The sequence below is a fragment of the Paractinoplanes tereljensis genome (assembly GCF_016862435.1).
Classification (GTDB): Bacteria; Actinomycetota; Actinomycetes; order Mycobacteriales; family Micromonosporaceae; genus Actinoplanes; species Actinoplanes tereljensis.
Map to the genome: position 1 here is coordinate 239,645 of NZ_BOMY01000050.1, position 20,832 is coordinate 260,476.

General features: G+C 69.8%; 19 protein-coding genes. 3 read left to right on the forward strand and 16 right to left on the reverse strand.

Going from position 1 to position 20,832, the window contains the following annotated elements; genetic code table 11:
• Window positions 1-156: 156 nt before the first annotated feature.
• The 3 genes from Ate02nite_RS39310 to Ate02nite_RS39320 all read right to left on the reverse strand — a co-directional run bounded on the left by Ate02nite_RS39310 (window position 157) and on the right by Ate02nite_RS39320 (window position 4,378).
• The gene (locus tag Ate02nite_RS39310; RefSeq protein ID WP_203812986.1) at window positions 157-966 is read right to left on the reverse strand and encodes an SAM-dependent methyltransferase; all 810 of its coding nucleotides are present in this window, start codon (window positions 964-966) and stop codon (window positions 157-159) included.
• Between the two features lie 144 nt (window positions 967-1,110).
• Window positions 1,111-2,685, reverse strand: coding sequence for a tetratricopeptide repeat-containing diguanylate cyclase (locus Ate02nite_RS39315; RefSeq protein ID WP_203812987.1), 1,575 nt, complete (start codon window positions 2,683-2,685; stop codon window positions 1,111-1,113).
• A gap of 130 nt (window positions 2,686-2,815) precedes the next feature.
• On the reverse strand, window positions 2,816-4,378 hold the full coding sequence (locus Ate02nite_RS39320; RefSeq protein ID WP_239148035.1) for an MDR family MFS transporter: 1,563 nt from the start codon (window positions 4,376-4,378) through the stop codon (window positions 2,816-2,818).
• 110 nt (window positions 4,379-4,488) lie between these two features.
• On the opposite strand from Ate02nite_RS39320, the gene Ate02nite_RS39325 reads away from it, so the two are divergent.
• Window positions 4,489-5,088 (forward strand): TetR/AcrR family transcriptional regulator, encoded by a 600-nt coding sequence (locus tag Ate02nite_RS39325; RefSeq protein WP_203812988.1) that lies wholly within the window; start codon window positions 4,489-4,491, stop codon window positions 5,086-5,088.
• Window positions 5,089-5,157: 69 nt separating this feature from the next.
• On the opposite strand, the gene Ate02nite_RS39330 is transcribed toward Ate02nite_RS39325, so the two are convergent.
• Entirely contained in the window at window positions 5,158-6,603 is a 1,446-nt protein-coding gene (locus tag Ate02nite_RS39330; RefSeq protein ID WP_203812989.1) for a cellulose binding domain-containing protein, read from the reverse strand.
• Window positions 6,604-6,698: 95 nt separating this feature from the next.
• The gene (locus tag Ate02nite_RS39335; protein ID WP_203812990.1) at window positions 6,699-7,256 is read right to left on the reverse strand and encodes a TetR/AcrR family transcriptional regulator; all 558 of its coding nucleotides are present in this window, start codon (window positions 7,254-7,256) and stop codon (window positions 6,699-6,701) included.
• Window positions 7,257-7,337: 81 nt separating this feature from the next.
• Between Ate02nite_RS39335 and Ate02nite_RS39340 the strand changes: the two genes are divergently transcribed.
• Window positions 7,338-8,081, forward strand: a complete 744-nt coding sequence (locus Ate02nite_RS39340) for a dienelactone hydrolase family protein (RefSeq protein WP_203812991.1) — start codon at window positions 7,338-7,340, stop codon at window positions 8,079-8,081.
• An 8-nt stretch (window positions 8,082-8,089) separates the two neighbouring features.
• On the opposite strand, the gene Ate02nite_RS39345 is transcribed toward Ate02nite_RS39340, so the two are convergent.
• The 10 genes from Ate02nite_RS39345 to Ate02nite_RS39390 all read right to left on the reverse strand — a co-directional run bounded on the left by Ate02nite_RS39345 (window position 8,090) and on the right by Ate02nite_RS39390 (window position 19,254).
• Window positions 8,090-8,440, reverse strand: a complete 351-nt coding sequence (locus tag Ate02nite_RS39345; RefSeq protein WP_203812992.1) for a hypothetical protein — start codon at window positions 8,438-8,440, stop codon at window positions 8,090-8,092.
• Window positions 8,428-9,456: a UDP-N-acetylglucosamine 2-epimerase gene (locus tag Ate02nite_RS39350; RefSeq protein WP_203812993.1), complete on the reverse strand. Its 1,029-nt coding sequence runs from the start codon at window positions 9,454-9,456 to the stop codon at window positions 8,428-8,430. The genes Ate02nite_RS39345 and Ate02nite_RS39350 overlap by 13 nt, the downstream gene beginning before the upstream one ends.
• A 205-nt stretch (window positions 9,457-9,661) precedes the next feature.
• Window positions 9,662-10,444, reverse strand: a complete 783-nt coding sequence (locus tag Ate02nite_RS39355) for a hypothetical protein (RefSeq protein ID WP_203812994.1) — start codon at window positions 10,442-10,444, stop codon at window positions 9,662-9,664.
• 92 nt (window positions 10,445-10,536) lie between these two features.
• Window positions 10,537-11,163: a GTP-binding protein gene (locus Ate02nite_RS39360; protein ID WP_239148036.1), complete on the reverse strand. Its 627-nt coding sequence runs from the start codon at window positions 11,161-11,163 to the stop codon at window positions 10,537-10,539.
• Complete coding sequence (locus tag Ate02nite_RS39365) at window positions 11,141-11,599, reverse strand: DUF742 domain-containing protein (RefSeq protein WP_203812995.1); 459 nt, start codon at window positions 11,597-11,599, stop codon at window positions 11,141-11,143. Before Ate02nite_RS39365 ends, Ate02nite_RS39360 begins: the two co-directional genes overlap by 23 nt.
• On the reverse strand, window positions 11,596-12,063 hold the full coding sequence (locus Ate02nite_RS39370) for a roadblock/LC7 domain-containing protein (protein ID WP_203812996.1): 468 nt from the start codon (window positions 12,061-12,063) through the stop codon (window positions 11,596-11,598). The genes Ate02nite_RS39365 and Ate02nite_RS39370 overlap by 4 nt, the downstream gene beginning before the upstream one ends.
• Window positions 12,060-14,915 (reverse strand): sensor histidine kinase, encoded by a 2,856-nt coding sequence (locus Ate02nite_RS39375; protein WP_203812997.1) that lies wholly within the window; start codon window positions 14,913-14,915, stop codon window positions 12,060-12,062. Before Ate02nite_RS39375 ends, Ate02nite_RS39370 begins: the two co-directional genes overlap by 4 nt.
• Entirely contained in the window at window positions 14,902-15,981 is a 1,080-nt protein-coding gene (locus tag Ate02nite_RS39380) for a hypothetical protein (RefSeq protein ID WP_203812998.1), read from the reverse strand. Before Ate02nite_RS39380 ends, Ate02nite_RS39375 begins: the two co-directional genes overlap by 14 nt.
• 517 nt (window positions 15,982-16,498) lie before the next feature.
• Entirely contained in the window at window positions 16,499-18,169 is a 1,671-nt protein-coding gene (locus tag Ate02nite_RS39385; RefSeq protein WP_203812999.1) for a DUF885 domain-containing protein, read from the reverse strand.
• Between the two features lie 26 nt (window positions 18,170-18,195).
• The gene (locus tag Ate02nite_RS39390; RefSeq protein ID WP_203813000.1) at window positions 18,196-19,254 is read right to left on the reverse strand and encodes a PHP domain-containing protein; all 1,059 of its coding nucleotides are present in this window, start codon (window positions 19,252-19,254) and stop codon (window positions 18,196-18,198) included.
• Between the two features lie 30 nt (window positions 19,255-19,284).
• Between Ate02nite_RS39390 and mtnA the strand changes: the two genes are divergently transcribed.
• Complete coding sequence (gene mtnA, locus Ate02nite_RS39395; RefSeq protein ID WP_203813001.1) at window positions 19,285-20,247, forward strand: S-methyl-5-thioribose-1-phosphate isomerase; 963 nt, start codon at window positions 19,285-19,287, stop codon at window positions 20,245-20,247.
• On the opposite strand, the gene Ate02nite_RS39400 is transcribed toward mtnA, so the two are convergent.
• Window positions 20,244-20,813, reverse strand: a complete 570-nt coding sequence (locus tag Ate02nite_RS39400) for a DinB family protein (RefSeq protein ID WP_203813002.1) — start codon at window positions 20,811-20,813, stop codon at window positions 20,244-20,246. The genes mtnA and Ate02nite_RS39400 overlap by 4 nt on opposite strands.
• Window positions 20,814-20,832 lie beyond the last annotated feature (19 nt).

Consider the following 20,832-nt stretch of genomic DNA (forward strand, 5'->3'; position numbering starts at 1 on the left):
CGGGCGGTCCGGTTCCCCCGTGCCAGGCCGCTCGACCGGTCCACCCCGCAGTTGCACCACGCCGACGAGGGGTCGGCCGGCGAGGTGCGGCGGCGGACAGCCTTACCCCACATAAAGGGGGTCAGGGGCCCGCTCGCCTCTGACCCCCGCAAAAAGTCAGGGCTTGCGAGCCACTCCGGCCCAGTAGTAGGCCGCCTCGGGGTTCTCCACCGGGGCGTCCGGGCGCCAGCTCGACACCGGCACCAGACCCGGGTCGAGCAGTTCCCAGTCGCCGAAGAAGCGCCGCACCGCCTCCTGCGAACGGGCCACCAGCGTCATGCCGGCGCCGGTCGCGGCGTCGACCGCCTGGTTGACCTCGTCGGGTGCGAAATCGGCGGTCGGATGGGTGATCGCCAGGCAACTGCCGGACGGCATCGCGTCGCGCAGCGCGCCGACAAGCGTCCACGGGTCGTCGCTGTCGGACAGCAGCATCAGGATGGCGATCAGGGTGAGGCCGACCGGCTCGTCGGACCGCAGCGTGTCGCGCAGGACCTTGTCCTCAAGGATGGAGGCTGCATCGCGGAGGTCGGCCGAAATGTACTCACTGCGGCCCTCCGGCTTGCTGACCATCAGGGCGCGCGCGTGCACCAGCACGATCGGGTCATTGTCCACATAGACCACCCGCGCCGACGGCTCGAGTTGCTGGGCGATCTCGTGCAGGTTGGGCCGGGTCGGAATGCCGGTGCCGATGTCCAGGAACTGCCGGATGCCCTCCTTGGCGACCAGATCACGGGCCACCCGGTGGACGAACTTGCGGTTTTCGCCGGCCATGTAGCGCATGCCGGGGATCGCCTGGATCATCGCCTCGCCGACCGCCCGATCGACCGCGAAGTTGTCCTTGCCGCCGAGCCAGTAGTCGTAGATGCGGGCCGAATGGGGCACGTTGATGTTGACCCCCGGCGGCGCGACCTCGTTGCCCTGGTGCACGACCCCGACCCTCCTAGCCCCTAACGGCGACCCTCGCTCAACCCCCGCGTGGGTCGATGTCCGTCAGTGGCGTAAGGGTAGCCGCTCCGACTGTGGAAGGCCGCCTATGATGCGCATCCGATAACTACGGAGAGGAACCGCAGCTCACGCCGCGGGGGCTCGGCGTGTCCGACCAGAATCGGTCATCGACGAGACGACGCGGTCGCGTCCGCCGTGCTTGGCGGCGTACAGATGACTGTCCGCAATGGACAGCAGGGCGGCCTGAGTGGGGTTCGGGGTGTCGCCCAAGCCGGCGACGCCGATGCTCACCGTAACCGGAAGACCGGCGGTGAGTGGTTGCCAGTCGTGGCCCCGCACCGCCCTCCGGAGATCGTCGAGCACCCCGGTCGCCCGGTCGACCGGCGTTCCGGGCAGCGCCAGCAGGAACTCCTCGCCGCCCATCCGCACCACGAAACCGCCCGGCGCGGTCTCGGCCAGCCACCGCTCCAGCAGCCGGGCCACCCGCACCAGCACCAGGTCGCCGACCTCGTGCGAGAGCCGGTCGTTGATGCGCTTGTAGTGGTCGAGATCGACCATCGCCACGGTCAGCTCGGGATCGGTCTCGATCAGGCCGGGCAGCTGCTCGTTGAGGAAGCGCCGATTGCGCAGGCCGGTCAACGGGTCGCGACGGGCCTGCTCGCGGAACCGTTCGGCCTCCTGGCGGGCCTCGGTGGTCTCGAACATCGCCTGCCGGGTGCGGGCCTGCGCCTCCCGCTGGATCGAGTGCTGCTTGATGTGCGCGGCGAAGAACTCCTTGTGCGCCGCGAACGCCTCGGCGAACTCGCCCCGCGCCGCGTACAGCTCGGCCTGCTCCTGATGCAGTCGGACCAGGACATGGCCGAGCTCGCGCTCGGCGCAGAGGCGCCGGGAGGCGTTGAGGCTGCGCTGGGCCCGGGCGTACGCCATCAGGCCGCGCTGGGCCCGGGCCAGGGTGAGCAGGTATTCGGGCAGCGCGTCGGCGTCGTCCTGGCTGCCGTCGTGATGCTGGTCGAGGCAGCTCATCAGGGTGCGCTCGGCGTCGGCGAACTGGCCGTTCTCGATCTGGATGGCGCCGATCGTGTCGAGCAGCGCGGCGTCCAGCTCGAAGCCGTGCTCGGCGGCGTGCCGCTGCAGCCGGGCCGCGACCTGCTGGGCGCGTTCGTGCTGGCCGGCCGCCAACTCGGCGTACGCGAAGTTGTTCAGGACCGCCAGCTGCAGATCGGGACGCTTCAGCCGGCGGGCGAGATCGGCGGCCTGCCGGTAGCGCAGGCGGGCCGCGTCCATCGACCCGGCCAGGCTGAGCGCGTCGGCCAGCTTGGCCCGGTGCCAGATCCGCATGTGATCGGTGGCGGTGTCGTCGAGCAGCTCGACGCTGAGCACCGAGTGCTCCAGGCACTGGGCGGCGTCGCCGAGGTGCCGGTGGATATTGGCCCAGACCAGGTGGGTGCGGGCGGTGAGCTGCCGGGCCTCGTGCTCGACGGCCCACTGGTGGACCTTCCAGATGCGTGCGGCCGCGCCGGCCAGGTCGCCGGCCCGCATGTGCAGGTTGGCCTGGCTGAGCCGGGCCCGGGCGACGAGCAACTCGTCGCCGATCTCGCGGGCCTGCCGCTCAAGGTCGACGGCTTGCTCGAGCATGGCGGCGGCGTCCCAGTTGATTTCGTCTTCGAGTTCGAGCAGGGCCGCAGACAGTCGGTCGTCCAAGATCCCACCCTTCGATAAGCGCTCCGTTCCCAAAGGCTAGCTCTGGGTAAGCGCAAGATCCCAGGAGTGAGTGCGTGATCCAGCAAACAGCGGCGCCCCCTGGGAAGGGGGCGCCGCTGGAGGAAGCGGATCAGCGGGCGAGGGCCGGCTCCTTGCTCTCCTCATTCAACGAGGGCGCGCCCAGGTCGACCGTTGAGCGCAGGTCGGTGGGCTTCATGAACGCGGCGGCCACCACGCCGACCACGGCGACGGCCGCCGAGATCAGGAAGATGTGCCCGGTCGCGTCGCCGTAGGCCGCGCGGACCAGGTGCTGGATCGCGTCCGGCAGGACTGAGAGGTTCAGGCTGCTCGACGAGGCGGCGCTGCCGCTCGACGACATGCCGGCGGCCGCCAGCTCGTGGGTCAGGTTGTCGGTGACCCGGTGGGCCAGGACCGCGCCCAGCACCGAGACGCCGATCGTGCCGCCCAGCGAACGGAAGAACGCGATCGTCGAGCTGGCCGCGCCGATGTCCTTCAGCGACACCGTGTTCTGCACCGACAGGACCAGGTTCTGCATCGACATGCCCACCCCGATGCCGACCAGGGCCATCGAGATACCGACGTACCAGAGCGGGGTTTCGTGGTCGAGCATCGACAGGCCGGCGAAGCCGGCGACAAGCACGATCGTGCCGGCCACGATGTACGGCTTGATCCTGCCGGTCTTGCTGATCAGGCGGCCGGAGATGGTCGAGGAGACCAGCACGCCGGCCATCATCGGGATGGTGAGCAGACCCGCCTCGGTGGGGCTGTAGCCGCGGCCGATCTGGAAGTACTGACCGAGGAAGACCGCGCCGCCGAACATGGCCATGCCGACCGAGAGGCTCGCGATGATCGCCAGGGCGGTGCCGCGCTTCTTGACGATGTCCAGCGGGACGACCGGCTCGGCGACCCGGGACTCCACCCAGACGGCCAGGGCCAGAAGAACAAGACCAAGACCGACCATGGCGTACGTCTGCCAAGAGAGCCAAGCGAATGAGCTGTCCACGAACGACACCCAGATCAGCAGGGTGCTGACACCGGCCGCGATGAGGGTGGCGCCGAGGTAGTCGACCTTGACGTTCTCCCGGCGGATGACCGCGAGGTTCAGCGTCTTCTGCAGCACGACCAGGGCGATGATGGCGATCGGCACGCCGATGTAGAAGCACCAGCGCCAGCCGAGCCAGGCGGTGTCGACGATGACGCCGCCGAGCAGCGGGCCGCCGACCGTGGCCACCGCCATCACGCCGCCGAGGTAGCCGTTGTACCGGCCGCGCTCGCGGGGCGGGATCATCGCGGCGATCGCGATCTGGACCAGCGCCTGCACGCCGCCCATGCCGAGGCCCTGGAACGCGCGGGCGGCGATGAGCTGCGGGGCGGTCTGGGCGAGGCCGGCGACCATCGAGCCGACCACGAACACCACGATCGAGATCTGGACCAGCAGCTTCTTGCTGAACAGGTCGGCGAGCTTGCCCCAGATCGGGGTGGACGCGGTGGCGGTGAGCAGGCTGGCGGTGACCACCCAGGTGTACTGGGTCTGGCTGCCGTCGAGCGCCCCGATGATCGTGGGCAGGGCGGTGGAAACGATGGTCGAGCTGGCCATCGCGACGAAGAGCACCAGCAGGAGGCCGGAGAGTGCCTCCATGATCTGGCGGTGAGTCATGGGCTTGGCGCTCATCAAGCAGCCTCCAGCGGACGAGTAGTTGTCAGATACAACTATCGGAGGACGCTTCTCATTGCGCAATCTTTCCCATTGAGAAGCAAGTCACACGCCGGTACGCTCAGGGCATGAGCACGACGGCGGAGCCGGGGCTCCGTGAGCGCAAAAAGGCCGCCACCCGGCAGGCCCTGCATGAGTCGGCGGTCCGGCTCGCGATGGAGCACGGCCTGGACCGGATCACGGTCGAGGCGATCGCCGACGACGCCGGGGTTTCCCGGCGCACGTTCTCGAACTACTTCGGGAGCAAAGAGGAAGCGCTGATGTACGGCGACTTCCAGCGGATCCAGCGGCTTGTCGACGCCGTGCGCGCCCGGCCGTCCGACGAGACGCCGTGGCAGGCGCTCACCGCGGCCGCCGCCGGCTTCAACCACGAGGTCGGCGACCTCGACCCGCGCACGGTGGCGCAGAGCCGGTTGCTGCGCACGCACCCGACGGTTCTGGCCGCCCAGATGCAAACCTTCGCCGCGGCGGAGCGAGATCTGGCCGCGGAGGTCACGCGCCGATTGAAAGAAGAAGACCCCCGAGGCGTACGGGCGAGAATGACCGCCGCCACCTTTCTCCTGGCCCTGCGGGTCTCGCTGAACCTGTGGCTCGACGCCCCGGCCGGCACCGCGCTGTGGGATGTCGCGGAAGAGGCCCTGGCCACCGCGGGCCGCGGACTGGCGTAACGAGCGCGGCTCCGGGTTTGGGGGACCCGGAGCCGCGCTTTCTTACCTTTTGGGGATGAGAGGAAAGCCCTAGCCGGTGAAGCCGGCGAAAATCTTGCTGAACTCGAACGGCGTCTGCGTCACGTTGGTGCACTGGAACAGCGCACCCTGGCAGGCGTTCTTGTCCCGGTTCGCCTCCCAGTAGGAGACGAAGCCGAGGTGGTTGGCGTTCGCGAAGGCGATCAGGTCCCGGGCGTCGCTCTGCAGGAACTTGCCCTGGTCGTCGTTCACGCCCAGCATCGGCGTGACCCCGACCATCTTGAAGGCGGCGGCGTCGCTGTTCCCGTACAGCTGCTTGATCTGGTCCTTGGTGGACTTGACGGCCTGGATCGCGAGGTCGCCGTAGTCCTGGGCGGAGCGGCCGTAGTCCATCGCCATGATGTTGACCAGGTCCAGGTTCACGCCGGCGTCCTTGGCCGACTTGACCACGTTGACGCCGTCGACGGTGAGGCCCTCGGGCAGCACCGGCAGGGTCAGCGAGATCTTCAGGCCCGGGTTGGCCTTCTGCAGGGCGGCCAGCGCGGTCGAGCGCCGGGCGATCGTGGTCGGGTCGGCCACCGCCGCGCCCTCGATGTCCAGGTCGATGTACTTGAGGTTGTAGGCCGTCACGACCGCCTGGTACTCGGCCTGCAGGGTGGCGACGCTGGTGCAGGCCTGGGCCAGCTCGATGCCGGTAGCACCGCCGAACGACACCTTCACGTCGCCGCCGGCCGCGCGGATCGCGGCGATCTGGTCGGCGAACTGCTTCTGCCGCGGGTCGAACGCGTTGAACCAACTCGCCTTGCAGCCGACGCTGGTCACGAAGGCCAGGCTGAACGACTTGACGTTGCCGCTGGTGCCCAGCTGGGCGAGCGTGGTCGAGCCGTTGGAGAGAAGACCCATATCGACGTACGGGGCGACGAGCACGCTTCCCCCGCCAGTGGGCGGCGTGGTCGTCGGCGGAACGGTGGTGGGAGCCGTGGTCGGCGCCTTCGTCGTCGGGGCTGTCGTCGGAGCGGTGGTCGGCGCCGCCGTGGTGGGCTTCGTGGTCGGGGCGGTGGTCGGCGCCGTGGTCGCCCCGCCGGCGCAGGACGCGCCGTTGATCGTGCAGGTGGTCGGGTTACCGCTGCCGGCCACGATGAAGCCGAACTCGGCGGTGCCGCCGGCCGGGATGGTGGTGGCCCAGCTCGGGTTCTTCGCGGTGGCGGTGCTGCCCGAGACGGTGACCGCGGCATCCCAGAAGCTGCCCAGCTTCGCGGTCGACGGCAGTCCGAAGGCGACCTGCCAGCCGTTCACCGCCGTACCCGTAGCGTTTTTGATCGTGTATTTCGCCTGGTAGCCCGAACCCCAGTCGCTGTCCTTGGTGAAGGTGGCGGTGAGGACGCCCGCGGCCGTGGTGGACGGGTTGGTGGCCGCGACGGCCGCGCCGACGCCACCGCCGACGGCGAGGACGGCCGCCGAGGCATAGATGGCGAGACGCAGACGGCTGCGTTGCATGGGTGACTCCGATCGCAGGTGGTGACGACGGAGTCGATTCTTGGCCGGTGGGTCGTTAAAGGACCTTGTTCAGACCTTAAACATCCTTAAATGACTTACCGTGCGGCCAGGCCGTCGAGGAGTAGTGCCAGCTGGCGCTTCCAGGCGTCCGGCTCGGGGGAACGCTGGATCACGCCGGCGTTGGCGCGCATCAGGATGCTCAGGTCGCGGCGGGTGAAGTCGGGGCGCAGCACGCCGGCGCCGACCGCCCGGGCGATCACCTCGGAGGCGCCGCGTTGCGCGGCCACGCGCAGGTCGGAAAGACGCGCGTCGTCGTCGAAGCTGGTGCTGACCAGCAGCTCGGACAGACCCCGGTCGGTGGCCTGCAGTTCGAAGAGCCGGGTGAGGTAACCGGCGAACGCGGCCCACGGCTCGGGCTCCTGCATGGCGTGGTCGGCCAATTCGACATACTCGTTCATCTGGCCGGCGAAGACCTCGGCGATCAGGTCGCGGCGGGTGGGAAAGCGGCGGTACAGGGTGGCGTTGCCGACGCCGGCCCGGCGGGCGATCTCGTCGAGCGACGCGTCCAGGCCCTGCTCGCCGAAGATCTCCCGAGCGGCGCTGAGCAGCGCCGTGCGGTTGCGTTCCGCGTCCGCGCGCAAACGATGGGGCATGTCGGACAGGGTACCGACGAGACTGGGGATCGATCCCCGGTTGGGTGCTACGTTTCCCTTGATCAAAAGCAGGAGGCGCAGATGCAGACCACTACCGTGCAGGTCCCGACCGCGGACGGCACCGCCGAGGCGTACCTCGTCCAGCCGGATGGCGACGGACCGTTCCCCGGCGTCCTGTTCTTCATGGACGCGTTCGGCCTGCGGCCCCGGCTCGCCGAGATGGCCGAGCGGATCGCCGAGCGCGGCTACGCCGTGCTGGTGCCGAACCTCTTCTACCGCAACGCGAGCGGACCGCTGATCACCCCGGAGGAGCTGGCCGACCCGGAGAAGCGGGGCGCCGCCTTCGGCCGGCTCGGGCCGATGATGCAGGCGCTCACCGCCGAGCGGGTCGCCGCCGACACCGGCTCGTACCTCGACTTCTTCGCCGCCCAGCCGGGCGTCTCCGACGAGCCGGTGGTGCTTGTCGGTTACTGCATGGGCGGGCGCAACGGGCTGCGGGCCATCGCGGCGCACCCCGACCGGATCAAGGCGCTGGGTAGCTTCCACGCCGGCGGCGTGGTCACCGACGCCGAGGACAGCCCGCACCTGGCGGTCGGCTCGATCACCGGCGAGGTGTACTTCGGGCACGCCGACAACGACGGCTCGATGACGCCCGACCAGATCAAGGCGCTCGAGGCGGCCCTCGACGAGGCCGGCGTCACCTACCGCTCGGAGCTGTACGAGGACGCCCCGCACGGCTACACGATGAGCGACACCGCGATGTACCACCAGCCGTCCGAGCTGCGGCACTGGACCGAGCTGTTCGCTCTTCTGGAACGCGCCTAGTTGCGCTTCTAGTTCGCGTAGAGCCCGGGGAAGTAGCGGTCGGTCGAGGTCACGTCGTACACCTGGCGTACCTCGGTGATCCGGCCTTCCACGACGGCCAGGAACTCGATCATCCGGGCCGTGCCGAACGGTGCCGTCAGGTCGTAGACGACCGCGGCGCCGTCCTCGGCGACCGTCTGGCCGGTTACCGTGACCGAGTCGGCGAAGGCCGCGATGCGGTGCTGTACCTGCATCAGCTCCTCGTCGTCGACCGGGGCGTCGAGGTTCCACTCCACCTCGACGTCCGGCGCGAGCAGCTTGCGCACGGCGGTTCCGTCGTCACTGATCCACGACCTGGTCCAGAAACCTACGACATCCATGTGGGCTCCTCGGTCTGCTTCCGGGCGGGCATCGGGTCGGGAAACTGGCCCTGGCCGAGCAGGGCGGCGGTGGCTTGCGCGATGCGGCCGGCGGCGAGCCCGTCGCCGTACGGGGTGCCGAGCGCGCGCATCGAGTCGCGCCGCAGCCGGCTGTCCAGCAGCTGCCCGAGCTCGCGCACCAGGGTCTCGGCGTTCGGCTCGACCAGCCGGGCGCTGCCCAGATGCAGGGCCTCGGACAGTTCGCGTCCCTCGCCCGGCACCAGCACCGGCACCCCGGCGGCCAGGGCTTCCTCGGCCAGGTCGAAGTCGTCGGCGAGCACCAGGTCGGCCGCCGCGACCAGCCGGGCCCGCTCGTGCGTGGACGTCCGGGCGCCGATCACGTCCAGGTCGGGGAAGCGGACGGCCAGGTCGAGCATGGCCTCCCGGACCGGCCGGTCGTACGCGTCGTCCACGCCGACCAGGAGCACCCGGTTAGGCCGTGGGGTGCCGGCCGCGCGCAGCCGGGCGGTCAGCATCCGGGCCGCGTCGACCGCGGTGCCACCGGTCAGCAGGATGTCGCCGGCCACCACCGACTCGTCGAGCAGGTTCATCGCGGCCAGCGGCGCCGCCGCCAGGTGCACGGTCGCGACCTGGGCGAGCAGCCGGCGGTCGGCGTCCATGTGGTCGGCCTCGGGCGTGCCGGAGCGCCGTCCGGCGTCCAGGTGCAGCACCGGGATGCGCCGCCAGTACGCGGCCAGCGCGGCCGCCAGGTTGTCGCCGCGCACCAGCACGGCGGCCGGGGTGCGCTCGGCCCACAGCTGGTCGTAGTGGCGGATCGCGGTGGCCTGGTCGGCCGGCGTCGGCAGGGTCAGATCCGAGGCCATGCCCATCGAGATGTGGGCGCGGGAAACATCGGTGCCGGAGGCGACCAGGACCGGGTTGAGCAGGCCCTGGGCTCGGATAGCGGCGGCGACCGGGGCCAGGCGGGTGGCTTCGGCACACGTGCCACTGGCGAGGTGGACTTCGGGCAGCGACATGAATTCTCTCTCCGGAACCAGCACAGCAGGGGCGGCTGGAACGCTATGCAGTCACGGAGTGTGAATCAAGCTGTCATTACTTTATGTGGCCGAACGGCCCAACCCAGACATCTCAGGCCGGCCATAAACGGCCAAGATCGGGCATCTGGGGTCTACTCAGCGTGGTGTCGACCGGCGATGGCGACACCACGGAGCGTCATTTCCTTTAGGCCGGCGGCGGCTGGTTCAGCAGCGACGGATCATCCCGCAGCAGAGCGGCCAGCCGACGGGCGGCCATCTCGGTCTCCTCCGGCCGTTCCACCTTCAGCGGGATCGGCTTGGGCAGCGGCGTCGGCATGCCGGCGGCACGCTGCGGCTGCGGCTGATGCGGGATCTCGGAGGCGTGGATGCGGCGGGTGGACTCCTGCGCCGACGTCGGCACCGGTGGCGGCGGGGTGGCCGCGAACGGGTGCGGCGGGTATTCCGGGGCCGGGCCGCGCGCGGCCATGCCCAGGTCGCGCATGCGGGCACCCAGGTCGCGAGAGTCTTCACCGACGTCGTGGGCGGCGTTGTAGTACGACTCGGCCGGCGGCTGGTCGAACGACCCGTAACGTCGCTCGGCGGTGTCCGACTCGGGGTAATAGCCGTAGCGGTCCTGGTCGTCGTGCGTGGCGTAGTAGTGCTGCTGCTGCTCGACCACCGGCTCGTCCACGTCGACGACGAAATCGGCGTGCCGGGCGGTCGGGGCCGGCTCGGCCGGAGCGACCGCGGTGTCGGCGGACACCTGCACCTGGCCCTCGGCGAAGAAGAAATGCAGCAGGACCGGCTCGCCGCCCCCCTCGGCGCCGACGGTCACCCCCAGCTCCGGGTGACGGGCCACGACGGCGGCGATCGCTTCGACCAGCTCAGAAACTGCCGGCGATGGACCGGAAGTGTCTCCGGACGCTCGTCGGCGCAGCTCATCACGGCGCGCGAGCTTGTCGAGCGCATCGTCCAATCCGCCTCGCACGTCACCGTCCTTCCTGTGCGGGTAGTCCACCACCACTCTGCCCGCTGGAAGGCCGATTTGAAAACCTCGATCTGTGCGACCTGACCGACACCCTACGTGGACTTCGCACGTATGGCCTTGTCAAGCGCCTGGTCGAGGACTACAAGCAGGGCGTCCCGCACGGAAGAGCGGAACCGGGCATCGAAGGAGAGGACTGGAACGTCCTCCCGGACGGCCAGCGCCCACCGAACCTCTTCGAGGTTGTAGTTCATCTGGCCATTGAAGGTGTTCACTCCGACCACGAACGGCAGACCGGCCCGCTCGAAGTAGTCGACCGCCGGATAGCAGTCGTCGATCCGGTTGGTGTCCACCACGACCAGCGCACCGAGCGCGCCCTTGATCAGGTCGTCCCACATGAACGCGAACCGCGGCTGGCCGGGCGTACCGAAGATGTAGAGCTTCAGCGTCTGGTCGATGGTGAGCACGCCGAAGTCCATCGCGATGGTCGTCGTGGTCTTCGTGACGGCCTGGCCCGGGTTGTCGATGCCGACCGAGGCCGAAGTCATCTCGGCCTCGGTGGTCAGTGGGGCGATCTCTGAGATGGCGCCCACGGTTGTCGTCTTTCCGACACCGAAACCGCCGGCCACGATGATTTTCACCGGGACCGGAGCCTTCTTCGGCTGGTCGTTACCCACCCGGGCGGTGCCGCGGATGGGGTCAGGTGATTGCACGAAGTCCACGGATCACTCGCATGATGGTCTCAGGGTCGGGGGAGTCGTTGTCCAGCACATGGACGTCCAGCTGGCCGGCGGCGCGCAGGTCGCCGACGAGGATGCGGGTCACGCCCAGGTGCAGGCGCAGCCGGGCGGAGATCTCCGCCACGGACAGTGGGTCGCCGCAGAGCGCAACGATGGCGCGCATCTCCGGCGACAGCCGCACAGGAACGGCGGCGTGGGTAACGGTCACCTGGGTTTCCATCCCGATCTCGGGATCGGTGCCGTCGGTGCGCCCGGACGTGATGACGAACGGGCGCAGTGTCGTGGTCTGCTCATCGACCGGCGGTTCGTTCCCGGGTGCGGGACGGTAACCGCCGGCCGTGTGCGGGCCAGACTGCAGGAAGGGCCGGACGCTCGGTCGAGCCGGTCGCGCCGGGTCGTCGGGGTCCGGATAGGTCATTGCTGAACGGCGTTTTTCAGCTCAGCGATCAGACGCGGGCTCAGCGCGCCACCGGCGCGCGTCGCGAACAACGTCATCTCGTAGGCGAGGGTGCCGAGGTTGGCCGTCCGGTCCGCGATGACGCCGAGCACCGAGCCGGCGCTGATCGCGGTGACCAGCAGGTAACCGTCCTGCATGTCGATGATGACCCGGTTCAGCGCACCCAGCCGGTACCAGCTCGCGGCGCCGCCGGACAGGCTGGTCAGGCCGGAGACGACCGCGGCCAGGCGCTCGGCGTTGGGCCGGTCCTTGATCGCGGACATCGCCATGAGCAGGCCATCGGAGGAGACCGCGATGGCTTCGATCACACCCGCGGTACCGGAGGTGAACGAGTCCAGCAGCCAGTTGAAGGTCTTCGCCTCGGCGCTCAGCTGGGGCTGGCCGTAGCTCTGACCGTTGCCGGTTTCCGTGTAGGGGGATGTCATCGCGGTTGTCCCTCGTGTTGTGGCTGAGTTTCATTCAGTGCGAGTGCGACTCCGTACTCGAACTGCTCCATGAGTGCTCGTGCGGCATCCGGATCGAGCGGAGGTGCCGGAGCAGGCGGGGGCGGCGTGTTCTGCGCCTCCCGCGGCAAAGTGGCCCCCGGAACCCGGCGGGCGAGTGGTGCGTGACCGGCTGACGGGGGTGCCGTCATCTCGGTCTCGGCGACGTCCCACTGAGCCCGGTTCACACCGGCCTCGAAGTCGTCGAAAGCGGCCCGCGCGGCCACCGCGTCGTTCTGCGACGGCGGTGCGGTGGGCAGCGCCGAGGCCGACTCGGCCGGCAGCTGGCTGCCGGGAACCCGGCGCCGGAGCGGCCGCTCCTCGGCCGGCGGTTGATAGGCCGGCTCGGGCTGAGCGTAGGGCTGAGGCTGGGCGTACGGCTCAGGCTGAGCGTATTCGGGCTGGGCGTACGGGTGCGGCTCGGTGTACTGCGGAGCGGCGTACGCCTGATATTCGTACGGGTTCTGCTCGCCCGTGCGCTGCTGCGGGATCAGCGGCGGGGCCTCGGCCGGCACATTGTTCCAGGTCGGCTGCGGTGCCTCGACCGGGGCCTGGGTCCACGCCGACGGACCGGCGGCGGGCAGCTCCGGCAGCGAAGCCGGAACCCGGCCGGCCACCGGGGCACCCAGGTCGTAAGGCGGCTGCGGGGCAACCGGCTGCTGGTAGACCTGGGCCGGCGCCCAGACGGGCTCGGCGTCGTAGACCGGCTCCGCCTCGTAAGCCGGAGCGGCCTCCCGGGCGGGTGCCGCGAAGGCGTTCCAGGAGTGGCCGGTCTCGAGCGTGCGGGTGGCCCGCTCGAGCACGTTCGGGTCGAACGGCAACTGACTGCCGGGCACCGAGGCGCGCGCGGCCGAACCGGCGATGACCTGGGAGAACTCGGCCGTCTGGTAGTTCGGCACCGGGGCCGGACCGAACGGCGAGGGCATCGACGTGCTGCTCTGCACCCGGGAGATCAGGTGCGCCGGGGTCAGGTCGACCCAGACGGTGACACCGCCGTCGGGGGTGTCGGTCAGGGTCACCTCGATGCCGTGCCGGCGGGCGAGCCGGCCGACCACGAACAGGCCGAGCACCTCGGTGGGCACCAGGTCCAGACGCTCACGGCGGGTGAGCCGGGAGTTCTCCTCGGCCATCCGCTCGGGCGTCATGCCCAGGCCGTTGTCGATGATCGCGAGGCGGGCACCGCCGCGCATCTCGGCGGCCGAGATCAGCACCCGGGTGTGCGGCGGGGAGAACGCGGTGGCGTTCTCCATCAGCTCGGCGAGCAGCAGCGTCAGGTCGGCCAGGACGGCCGGCACGACCACGATCTCCTCGGGGACCTCCACGTCGACGCGGGTGTAGTCCTCGATCTCACCGAGGGCGAGCCGGACGACGTCGGAGAGCGGCAGCGGTGCCATGTGCTCGTCCGCGCCGGCCCCGCCGGAGAGCACGACCAGCGAGGACGCGTTCCGGCCCAGCCGGCTGGACATGTGGTCGAGCCGGTAGAGGTCGCGGAGCCGGTCGCTGTCGGCTTCCTTGCGCTCCAGGTTGTCGATCAGGGCGAGCTGGCGGCCGACCAGGTTCTGGGTGCGCCGGCCGACGTGGCCGAACATCTGGGCGACGTTGCGGCGGCCGAGCACCTGGCGTTCCACCAGCCGGGCGGCGGTGGTCTGCACCCGGTCGAACGCGCGGGCCAGGTCGCCGATCTCGTCCTGGGCCTCGACGTCGACCGGGTCGAGTCGGATCGGCCGTACCGATTCCGTCTCGTCGTCGGCGACCCGTTCGAGCTCGGCCTCGGCGGCGCGGGCGATCCGGTCGGCGGAGCCGGTGAGGCGGCGCAGCGGCCGGGCGACCGCGCGGGCCATGAAGATGCTCAGCGCGATCACCAGGAGCAGCAGGAGCAGCGAGCCGCCACCGATGAGGAAGGCGTCCCGGAGGGCCGCGTTGCGGTTGTTCGTCGCGATGTCGTTGACGTCCGCGGCGACCCGCTTCTCCACGAAGCCACCGAGAACGAGCACCGAGCGCAGCGACGGGAACAGCGTCCGGATCTGCAGCTGGTTGACCGCGGTGGCCGGGTTGGTCGCGGCCTCGGCGAGGAAGTCGGTGCCGACCCGGGCCGAGAACGCGTCCTGGGCACCGAGGTACAGCTTGTACTGCGCGTCGGTGAAGAACGCCTCGGCGCTCGCGATCACCTGCTGGAGCTGCACCAGCTTGCCGTAGAACAGCGTGACGAAGCCGGTGTTCTTGGTGATCGTCGCGGTGGTCAGGAAGCCGGACGCCTGACTGATCATGTCGTCGGTGCGCAGTGCCTGGTCGAGTGCCAGGAGCTGCCGGCCGACGCTGGTGGTCAGGTCGGCGCCCTCGGTGAGGGCGAGCCCGTCGATCATCGGCGTGATCACGTCGGTGTACTCGGTGATCAGGGTGTCCGGGCGGATCGCGCGGTTGCTCACGTTCAGCCGGGTGTTGTCCAGCTTGGACATGTTGCGCAGGGCGCGGCGCAGGTCCTTGCTGATCGGCTGGTCGCCACCGTCCGCGATCCGGGCCACCGCGTCGGTGGCCTTGGCCCGCTGCACGGCCAGTTCGGGTTGCTGGATCAGGCCGAACAGGAAGCCGATCGAGAGGAGTCGCTCCTCCTGAAGCTCCTGCACGGCGGTACTGACCCGGGTGCCGAGCTGGACGGTGTTGGTGATGTTCTGCGCGTTCTGCGCGTCGTTGATACGCGTGACGATGATCGGCACGCTCAGCGCCACGACGCCGAGCAGTGGCACGAGGACGAGAAGGGCAAGCTTGCCCAGAATTCGGAATTTACCGAACAGCACCGGAACGCTCCCGCCGTGTCGGGTCGTTGTCGCCGTATGCGGGGGTCAGGTCGTACTGGCCGCCGTAAGGCGCGGCCGGCCGGCCGGCCGCGATGTCGCGGGTCGACTCGCCGGGGCCGGTGTAGCCGGTGGTGACCGGCTCGCTCTCCTCCCGGCGGCGGCTGAGCACCGGCAGCACCAGCGCGCCGATCACCAGCAGCACGGCCACCGCGGCGGCCAGCAGGGCTTCGACCCGCCGGTAGCTCAGCGAGTCGGCCCGGTCGGCGAGGAGCTTGTCCATCTCCTTGAGCGTCACGCCGGCCAGCGCGTTGAGCGCGGTCTGCAGCGCGGTCTGCGCGGTCGACATGGTCGCGACGTTGGGGGTGCCACCCGGGTTGGCGCCACGGGTCATCGACTCGACACCCCGGCGGAAGGAGTCGAGCGTGGTGACCAGGCCGCCGCTCAGGGTCGAGCTCTTGGTGTTGTCGACCGCGTTCTGCAGGCTCTCGGTCAGCGAGTTCACCGAGTCCTGTACGGCGAGCACCTCCTGGCCGAACTGGATCGCGAGGGTGGCCTGGGTGGTGCCGGTCGCGGTCTGCAGGGCCTGCGCGTAGTCGGCCATCCGGCTCACCAGGATCACCGTGGTCGGCATGTCGATGGCGACGGCCTGCTGCAGGTTGGAAACGTCACTGTCCGGGTCGCGGGCCAGTTCCGAGTTGCGGCGTACGGCGCTGTAGAGCGCGAGCGCGAGGTCGGTCGCCTCGGTGTGCGCCTGCAGGATGCCGAGCGGGCCGCCGGTGGCCTTGGGCAGCTTGGCGATCTTGTCCTGCAGATCCGCCCAACGTTCCTTAGTCTTGAGGTCGTCGCCCAGGCTGCTGTCCAGGGCCGAGACCCGGGAGACGGCGGTGGCGAGCGAGTCGGGCGGGGCGGTGACCCCCTGCAGCGCCGAGGACTGCGACTCGGCGAGCGCGCTGACCAGCGGTGCGAGGGCGGTGATGTACTGCACGCCCTCTCGCTCGAGGTCGGTCTGCGCCCGCAGGTCCGAATTCTGCTGCCAGACCCGTCCGAAGAGGACGGCGGTCGGCACAAGTACCAAAACCGTCAAGATCACCGCGAGAGCGGAGCGTAAACGGGTTCGCCGGCTGTTCATTGCTTTCGTTCCTCCGCCATGCAACACGCGATGAGCCGTTGTGACGACTACTGTCCGTAGCCGGATAAGCGCACGGATCCGGGCCAATCTATCCGAGAAATCCTCAACTAACCCCTTGCCAAGGGTCAGTATTGGCTCGGCTGATCGGTGGATACGGCAGTGGCTACCAGTGGATGCGACGCGTGTTCCAGCTCTGTTGCGCTGAGGATGAAATCCCAGCACAGAGTGCGTCCGGCACGCGATCAACCACCGCGAGGATGGTAACGGCCCTAAGGGCGCGCGAAAAGATACGAGATTCGCAATACATAACGATTATGCTTCGGCCGAGCTATTTACGGCGTGTAGTCAATCGGTTGCAGAGTGCTTAAGAATGGCATTAGGTAATGCGGGCCGAACGACAAATCGGGCTTTTCTCCGGAGTGATCCGCAGAAAAGCCCGATTTGATCATTTTGATCAGAGGCGCCCGAGTGCCTTACGCAACGGGTCGAGGCCCAGCGAGCCGAGGTTGAGCGCGTCCCGGTGGAAGGTCTTGAGGTCGAAATCAGCACCCTTGCGCTGCTTCGTCTCCTCACGCGCCTGCAACCAGATCCGCTCGCCCACCTTGTACGACGGCGCCTGCCCCGGCCAGCCCAGGTAACGCTTCCACTCGAAGCGCAGCACCTCGTCGGACATCCGAGTGTGCGCCCGCAGGAACTCCCAGCCCAGCTCCGGGGTCCAGCGCTCGCCCGGGTGGAAGCCGAACGGGTTGTCCCGCGGGATCTCCAGCTCCAGGTGCATGCCGATGTCGACGATCACCCGGGCCGCCCGCAGCGCCTGGCCGTCGAGCATGCCGAGCCGGTCGCCCGGGTCTTCCAGGTAGCCGAGATCGTCCATCAGGCGCTCGGCGTACAGCGCCCAGCCCTCGCCGTGGCCCGAGCACCAGCAGAGCAGCCGCTGCCAGCGGTTGAGCAGGTCGGCGCGCAGCAGGGTCTGGCTGACCTGCAGGTGATGGCCGGGCACGCCCTCGTGGTAGACCGTGGTGACCTCGCGCCAGGTGGAGAACTCGGTGATCCCCTCGGGGACCGCCCACCACATCCGGCCGGGACGGGAGAAGTCCTCGCTCGGGCCGGTGTAGTAGATGCCGCCGTCGCTGGTCGGGGTCAGGCAGCACTCGATCTTGCGAGCCGGCGGCTCGATGTCGAAGTGGGTGCCGTTCAGCTCGGAGATCGCCTTGTCGGCGAGCGCCTGCATCCAGTCGCGGAACGCTTCCTTACCCGGGATGTTGCGGGCCGGGTCGGCGTCCAGGGTCGCGACCGCCTCGGGCACCGAGGTGCCCGAGCCGCCGATGGCGACCGCGCAGACGTCCATCTCCCGCTCGAGGCGGGCCAGCTCGTCGAAACCCCAGAGGTACGTCTCCTGCAGGTCGACCTTGGCGCCCAGGAAGTATTGCGACGCCAATTCGTACCGCTCGAGGCCGGCCGCCTCTTTCTCCCGCCCGCGCGGCGCCAGCTCCTCGCGCAGGAACGTGCCGAAGCCGACGGTGGCGGCGGTGGCCGCGGTGGCCCCCCGCTCCAGCTCGGTCGCGAGCGCGCCGCTCGCGTCGAGCCGGCGGACCAGGCCGTGGAAGAAGTCGTCGCGGGTCGGGTCGGTCCACGCGTCGCACTGCTCGGCGACCGCCAGCAGCTGCGCGCGGGCGCTGACCCGGCCGGCCTCGACCTCTTCGCGCAGCGTCGTCTTGTACTGCTCGACGGCGCCGGCGAACGAGTTGAGCCGGGCCGCGATGTTGGCGACCGCCTCGTCGCCCTCGGTGGCCATCACGTCGAAGACCCCGCGCAGCCCGTGCAGGCCGCTGGTGATCACGCTGATCGCGCTCTTCGAGTGCCCGGCGTCGTAGGTGGCCAGCTCGAGACCGAGCCGTTCCAGCATGGCGTCCTTGGCCACCTGCTCGGACTCGTGCTCGGGCTCGACCACATCGAGCTCGTTGATGGTGCGCCGAGTCAGCTCGGCCTGGGCCTCGAAGCCCTCTGGAGATAGGTCGTCGGTCTTGTCGTCATGACCGGCGATGCCGACATAGGTCGCCCCGGTCGGGTTGAGCTCGGCCCAGTCCTCGACGTAACGGTCAGCGAGGTCGTCAATTCGTCCCACGAATGGACCTTACGGGACGGGACAACTCAATTGTGTCCCGCAGTCCATTCCAGGAGTCGATCGAGCGACCAGGTGTTCACCACCCGCTCGGCCGGCACCCCGCACAGCGCGGCCCGCTCGCAGCCGTTGCCCAGCCAATCGAGCTGGCCGGGGGCGTGCGCGTCGGTATCGATGCTGAACAGGCAGCCGGCCTCGACCGCGACGGTGAGCATCCGCTTCGGCGGGTCGAGCCGGTCCGGCCGGGAGTTGATCTCGATGGCCTTGCCGTGCTCGACCACCGCGGCGAGCACCTTCGGCAGGTCGAACGTGCTCGGCGGGCGGGTGCGGCCGGCCCGGTGTCCCTTGTCGCCCTCGCCGCCGGCCGGGACCTTGCGGCCGGTCATGTGGCCGAGGATGTCCAGGTGCGGGTTCGCGATCGCGGCCAGCATCCGCTTGGTCATCCGGGGTGACTCGTCGCGCAGCTTGCTGTGCACCGAGCCGACCACCACGTCGAGCCGGGCCAGCAGCTCGTCCTCCTGGTCGAGCGAGCCGTCCTCGAGAATGTCGACCTCGATGCCGGTGAGGATGCGGAACCCGTCGGGCAGCGCGTCGTTGAGCCGGGCCACCTGATCGAGCTGGCGGCGCAGCCGGGCCGGGCTCAGCCCGTTGGCCACCTTCAGCGTCGGCGAGTGGTCGGTGATCACCAGGTATTCGTGGCCCAGCTCGACCGCGGCGAGGGCCATCTCCTCGATCGGCGAGCCGCCGTCGGAGGCGTCGGTGTGCGAGTGGCAGTCACCGCGCAGTGCGTCCCGCAGCGCGGCCGCGGCCGCGGTCAGGTCGGTGCCCGCGGTCGACGCCACCCGGCGCAGGTAGACCGGTTCCTCGCCGGCCAGCGACTCGGCGATGCAGCGGGCGGTGACGTCGCCGACCCCGGACAGCTCGGACAGCGTGCCGGCCGCGACCCGGGCCGCCAGCTCGTCGGCCGGCAGCGCGGCGACGGTGGCGGCGGCCGACCGGAACGCCCGCACCCGATAGGTCGCCTCGTTGGCCCGCTCCAGGTGGAAGGCGATGCGGCGAAGGTCGTCGACCGGATCACGAGATGCCATGCGGCCAGGTTAGACGGCTACGCTCGGGCCGTGCAGACGATCGATTGGGTGGACGGGGCCGTCGAGATCATCGATCAGACAGTGCTTCCCAAGGAGCTCCGGATCCTGCGCCTGCACACCGTGCCGGCCCTGGTGACGGCGATTCAGTCGCTGGCGGTCCGGGGCGCACCGGCGCTCGGCGTGGCCGGCGCGTTCGGGGTGGCGCTGGCCGCCCAGGTGCATGCCGACGACCCGGCGGCGCTGGCCGCGGCGGTCGAGCGCCTCGAACATGCCCGGCCCACCGCGGTCAACCTGGCCCGCGGGGTCCGGCGCGCGGCGGCCCTGTTGCCGGCCGGGCCGGCCGCGGTGCTGGCCGAGGCCTGCCGGGTGCGCGACGAGGAGATCGCCGCCTCCGAGGCGATGGCCAAGCGCGGCGCCGACCTGATGCTCGAACTCTGCGGCCGGCGACCCCGGTTGCTGACCCACTGCAACACCGGCGGGCTGGCCGCCGTGGTCCTCGGCACGGCCCTGGGCGTGGTGCGCGAGCTGCACCACCGGGGCGAGCTCGGCGGGGTGATCGCCAGCGAGACCCGGCCGCTGCTGCAGGGCGCCCGGCTCACCGCGTGGGAGTTGGGCCAGTGGGGGATCGAGCACCGGGTCGCGGTCGACTCGGCCGGCCCGTTCCTGATGGCCCGCGGCGAGGTGGACGCCGTGATCCTCGGAGCCGACCGGATCTGTGCGAACGGCGACGTGATCAACAAGATCGGCACGTACTCGCACGCGCTCGGCGCCCGCCGGGCCGGCCTGCCGTTCGTGGTCGTCGCGCCCGAGTCGACGGTCGACCTGGACACCCCGAGCGGCGACGTGGTGCCGATCGAGGACCGCGGTTCGGCCGAGGTGACGCCCTGGTCCGAGGCGGTCAACCCGGCGTTCGACGTCACGCCGCGCGACCTGGTCACCGCGATCGTCACCGACCGCCGGGTGATCCGCCTCGACAAGGGCAACCGCCCCTAGCTCTCCTTTTCCCAGGGCTTGAGCCACGGGGTGGCCGGCCAGCCTTCGGCCGCCGCCATCAACGGGTACGCCGTGGCGCCGTCGATGGATTCGCGGATGATGTCGGCGTGCCCGGCATGCCGGGCGGTCTCCTGGATCAGGTGCAGCAGGATCCACCGCACGTTCCAGTGGGTGACGTCCGGGCGGTTCCACGGCGCGCCGTCGGTCGGCATCTCGAAGTTCAGATCGCCCAGCTCGGTGACCGTCTTCTCGGTCTGCTCGGCGACCCGGTCATAGCGCGCGAACACGTCCTCGATCGTCTCGCCGTCGGCGAGCTTGAAGTTCTCCTCGTACCGGGCGTAATCCGCTTCCTGCGGCTCGCGCCGGATGACCGACAGCCAGCCCTCCTCGGTGGAGGCGGCGTGTTTGATCAGGCCACCGACGCTGAGCGGGCTTGCGGTGGGCGTGGCTCGCAATTGCTCCGCACTGAGCCCGTACGCCGTCAGGCGGATCACGAAGCGCATCTGGGCGAGGTAGCCGAGCAGACCCTCCTGCTCGGTGTTGACCGGACCGACCTGAGCGGGCATGTCATCTCCTTGGGTTTCG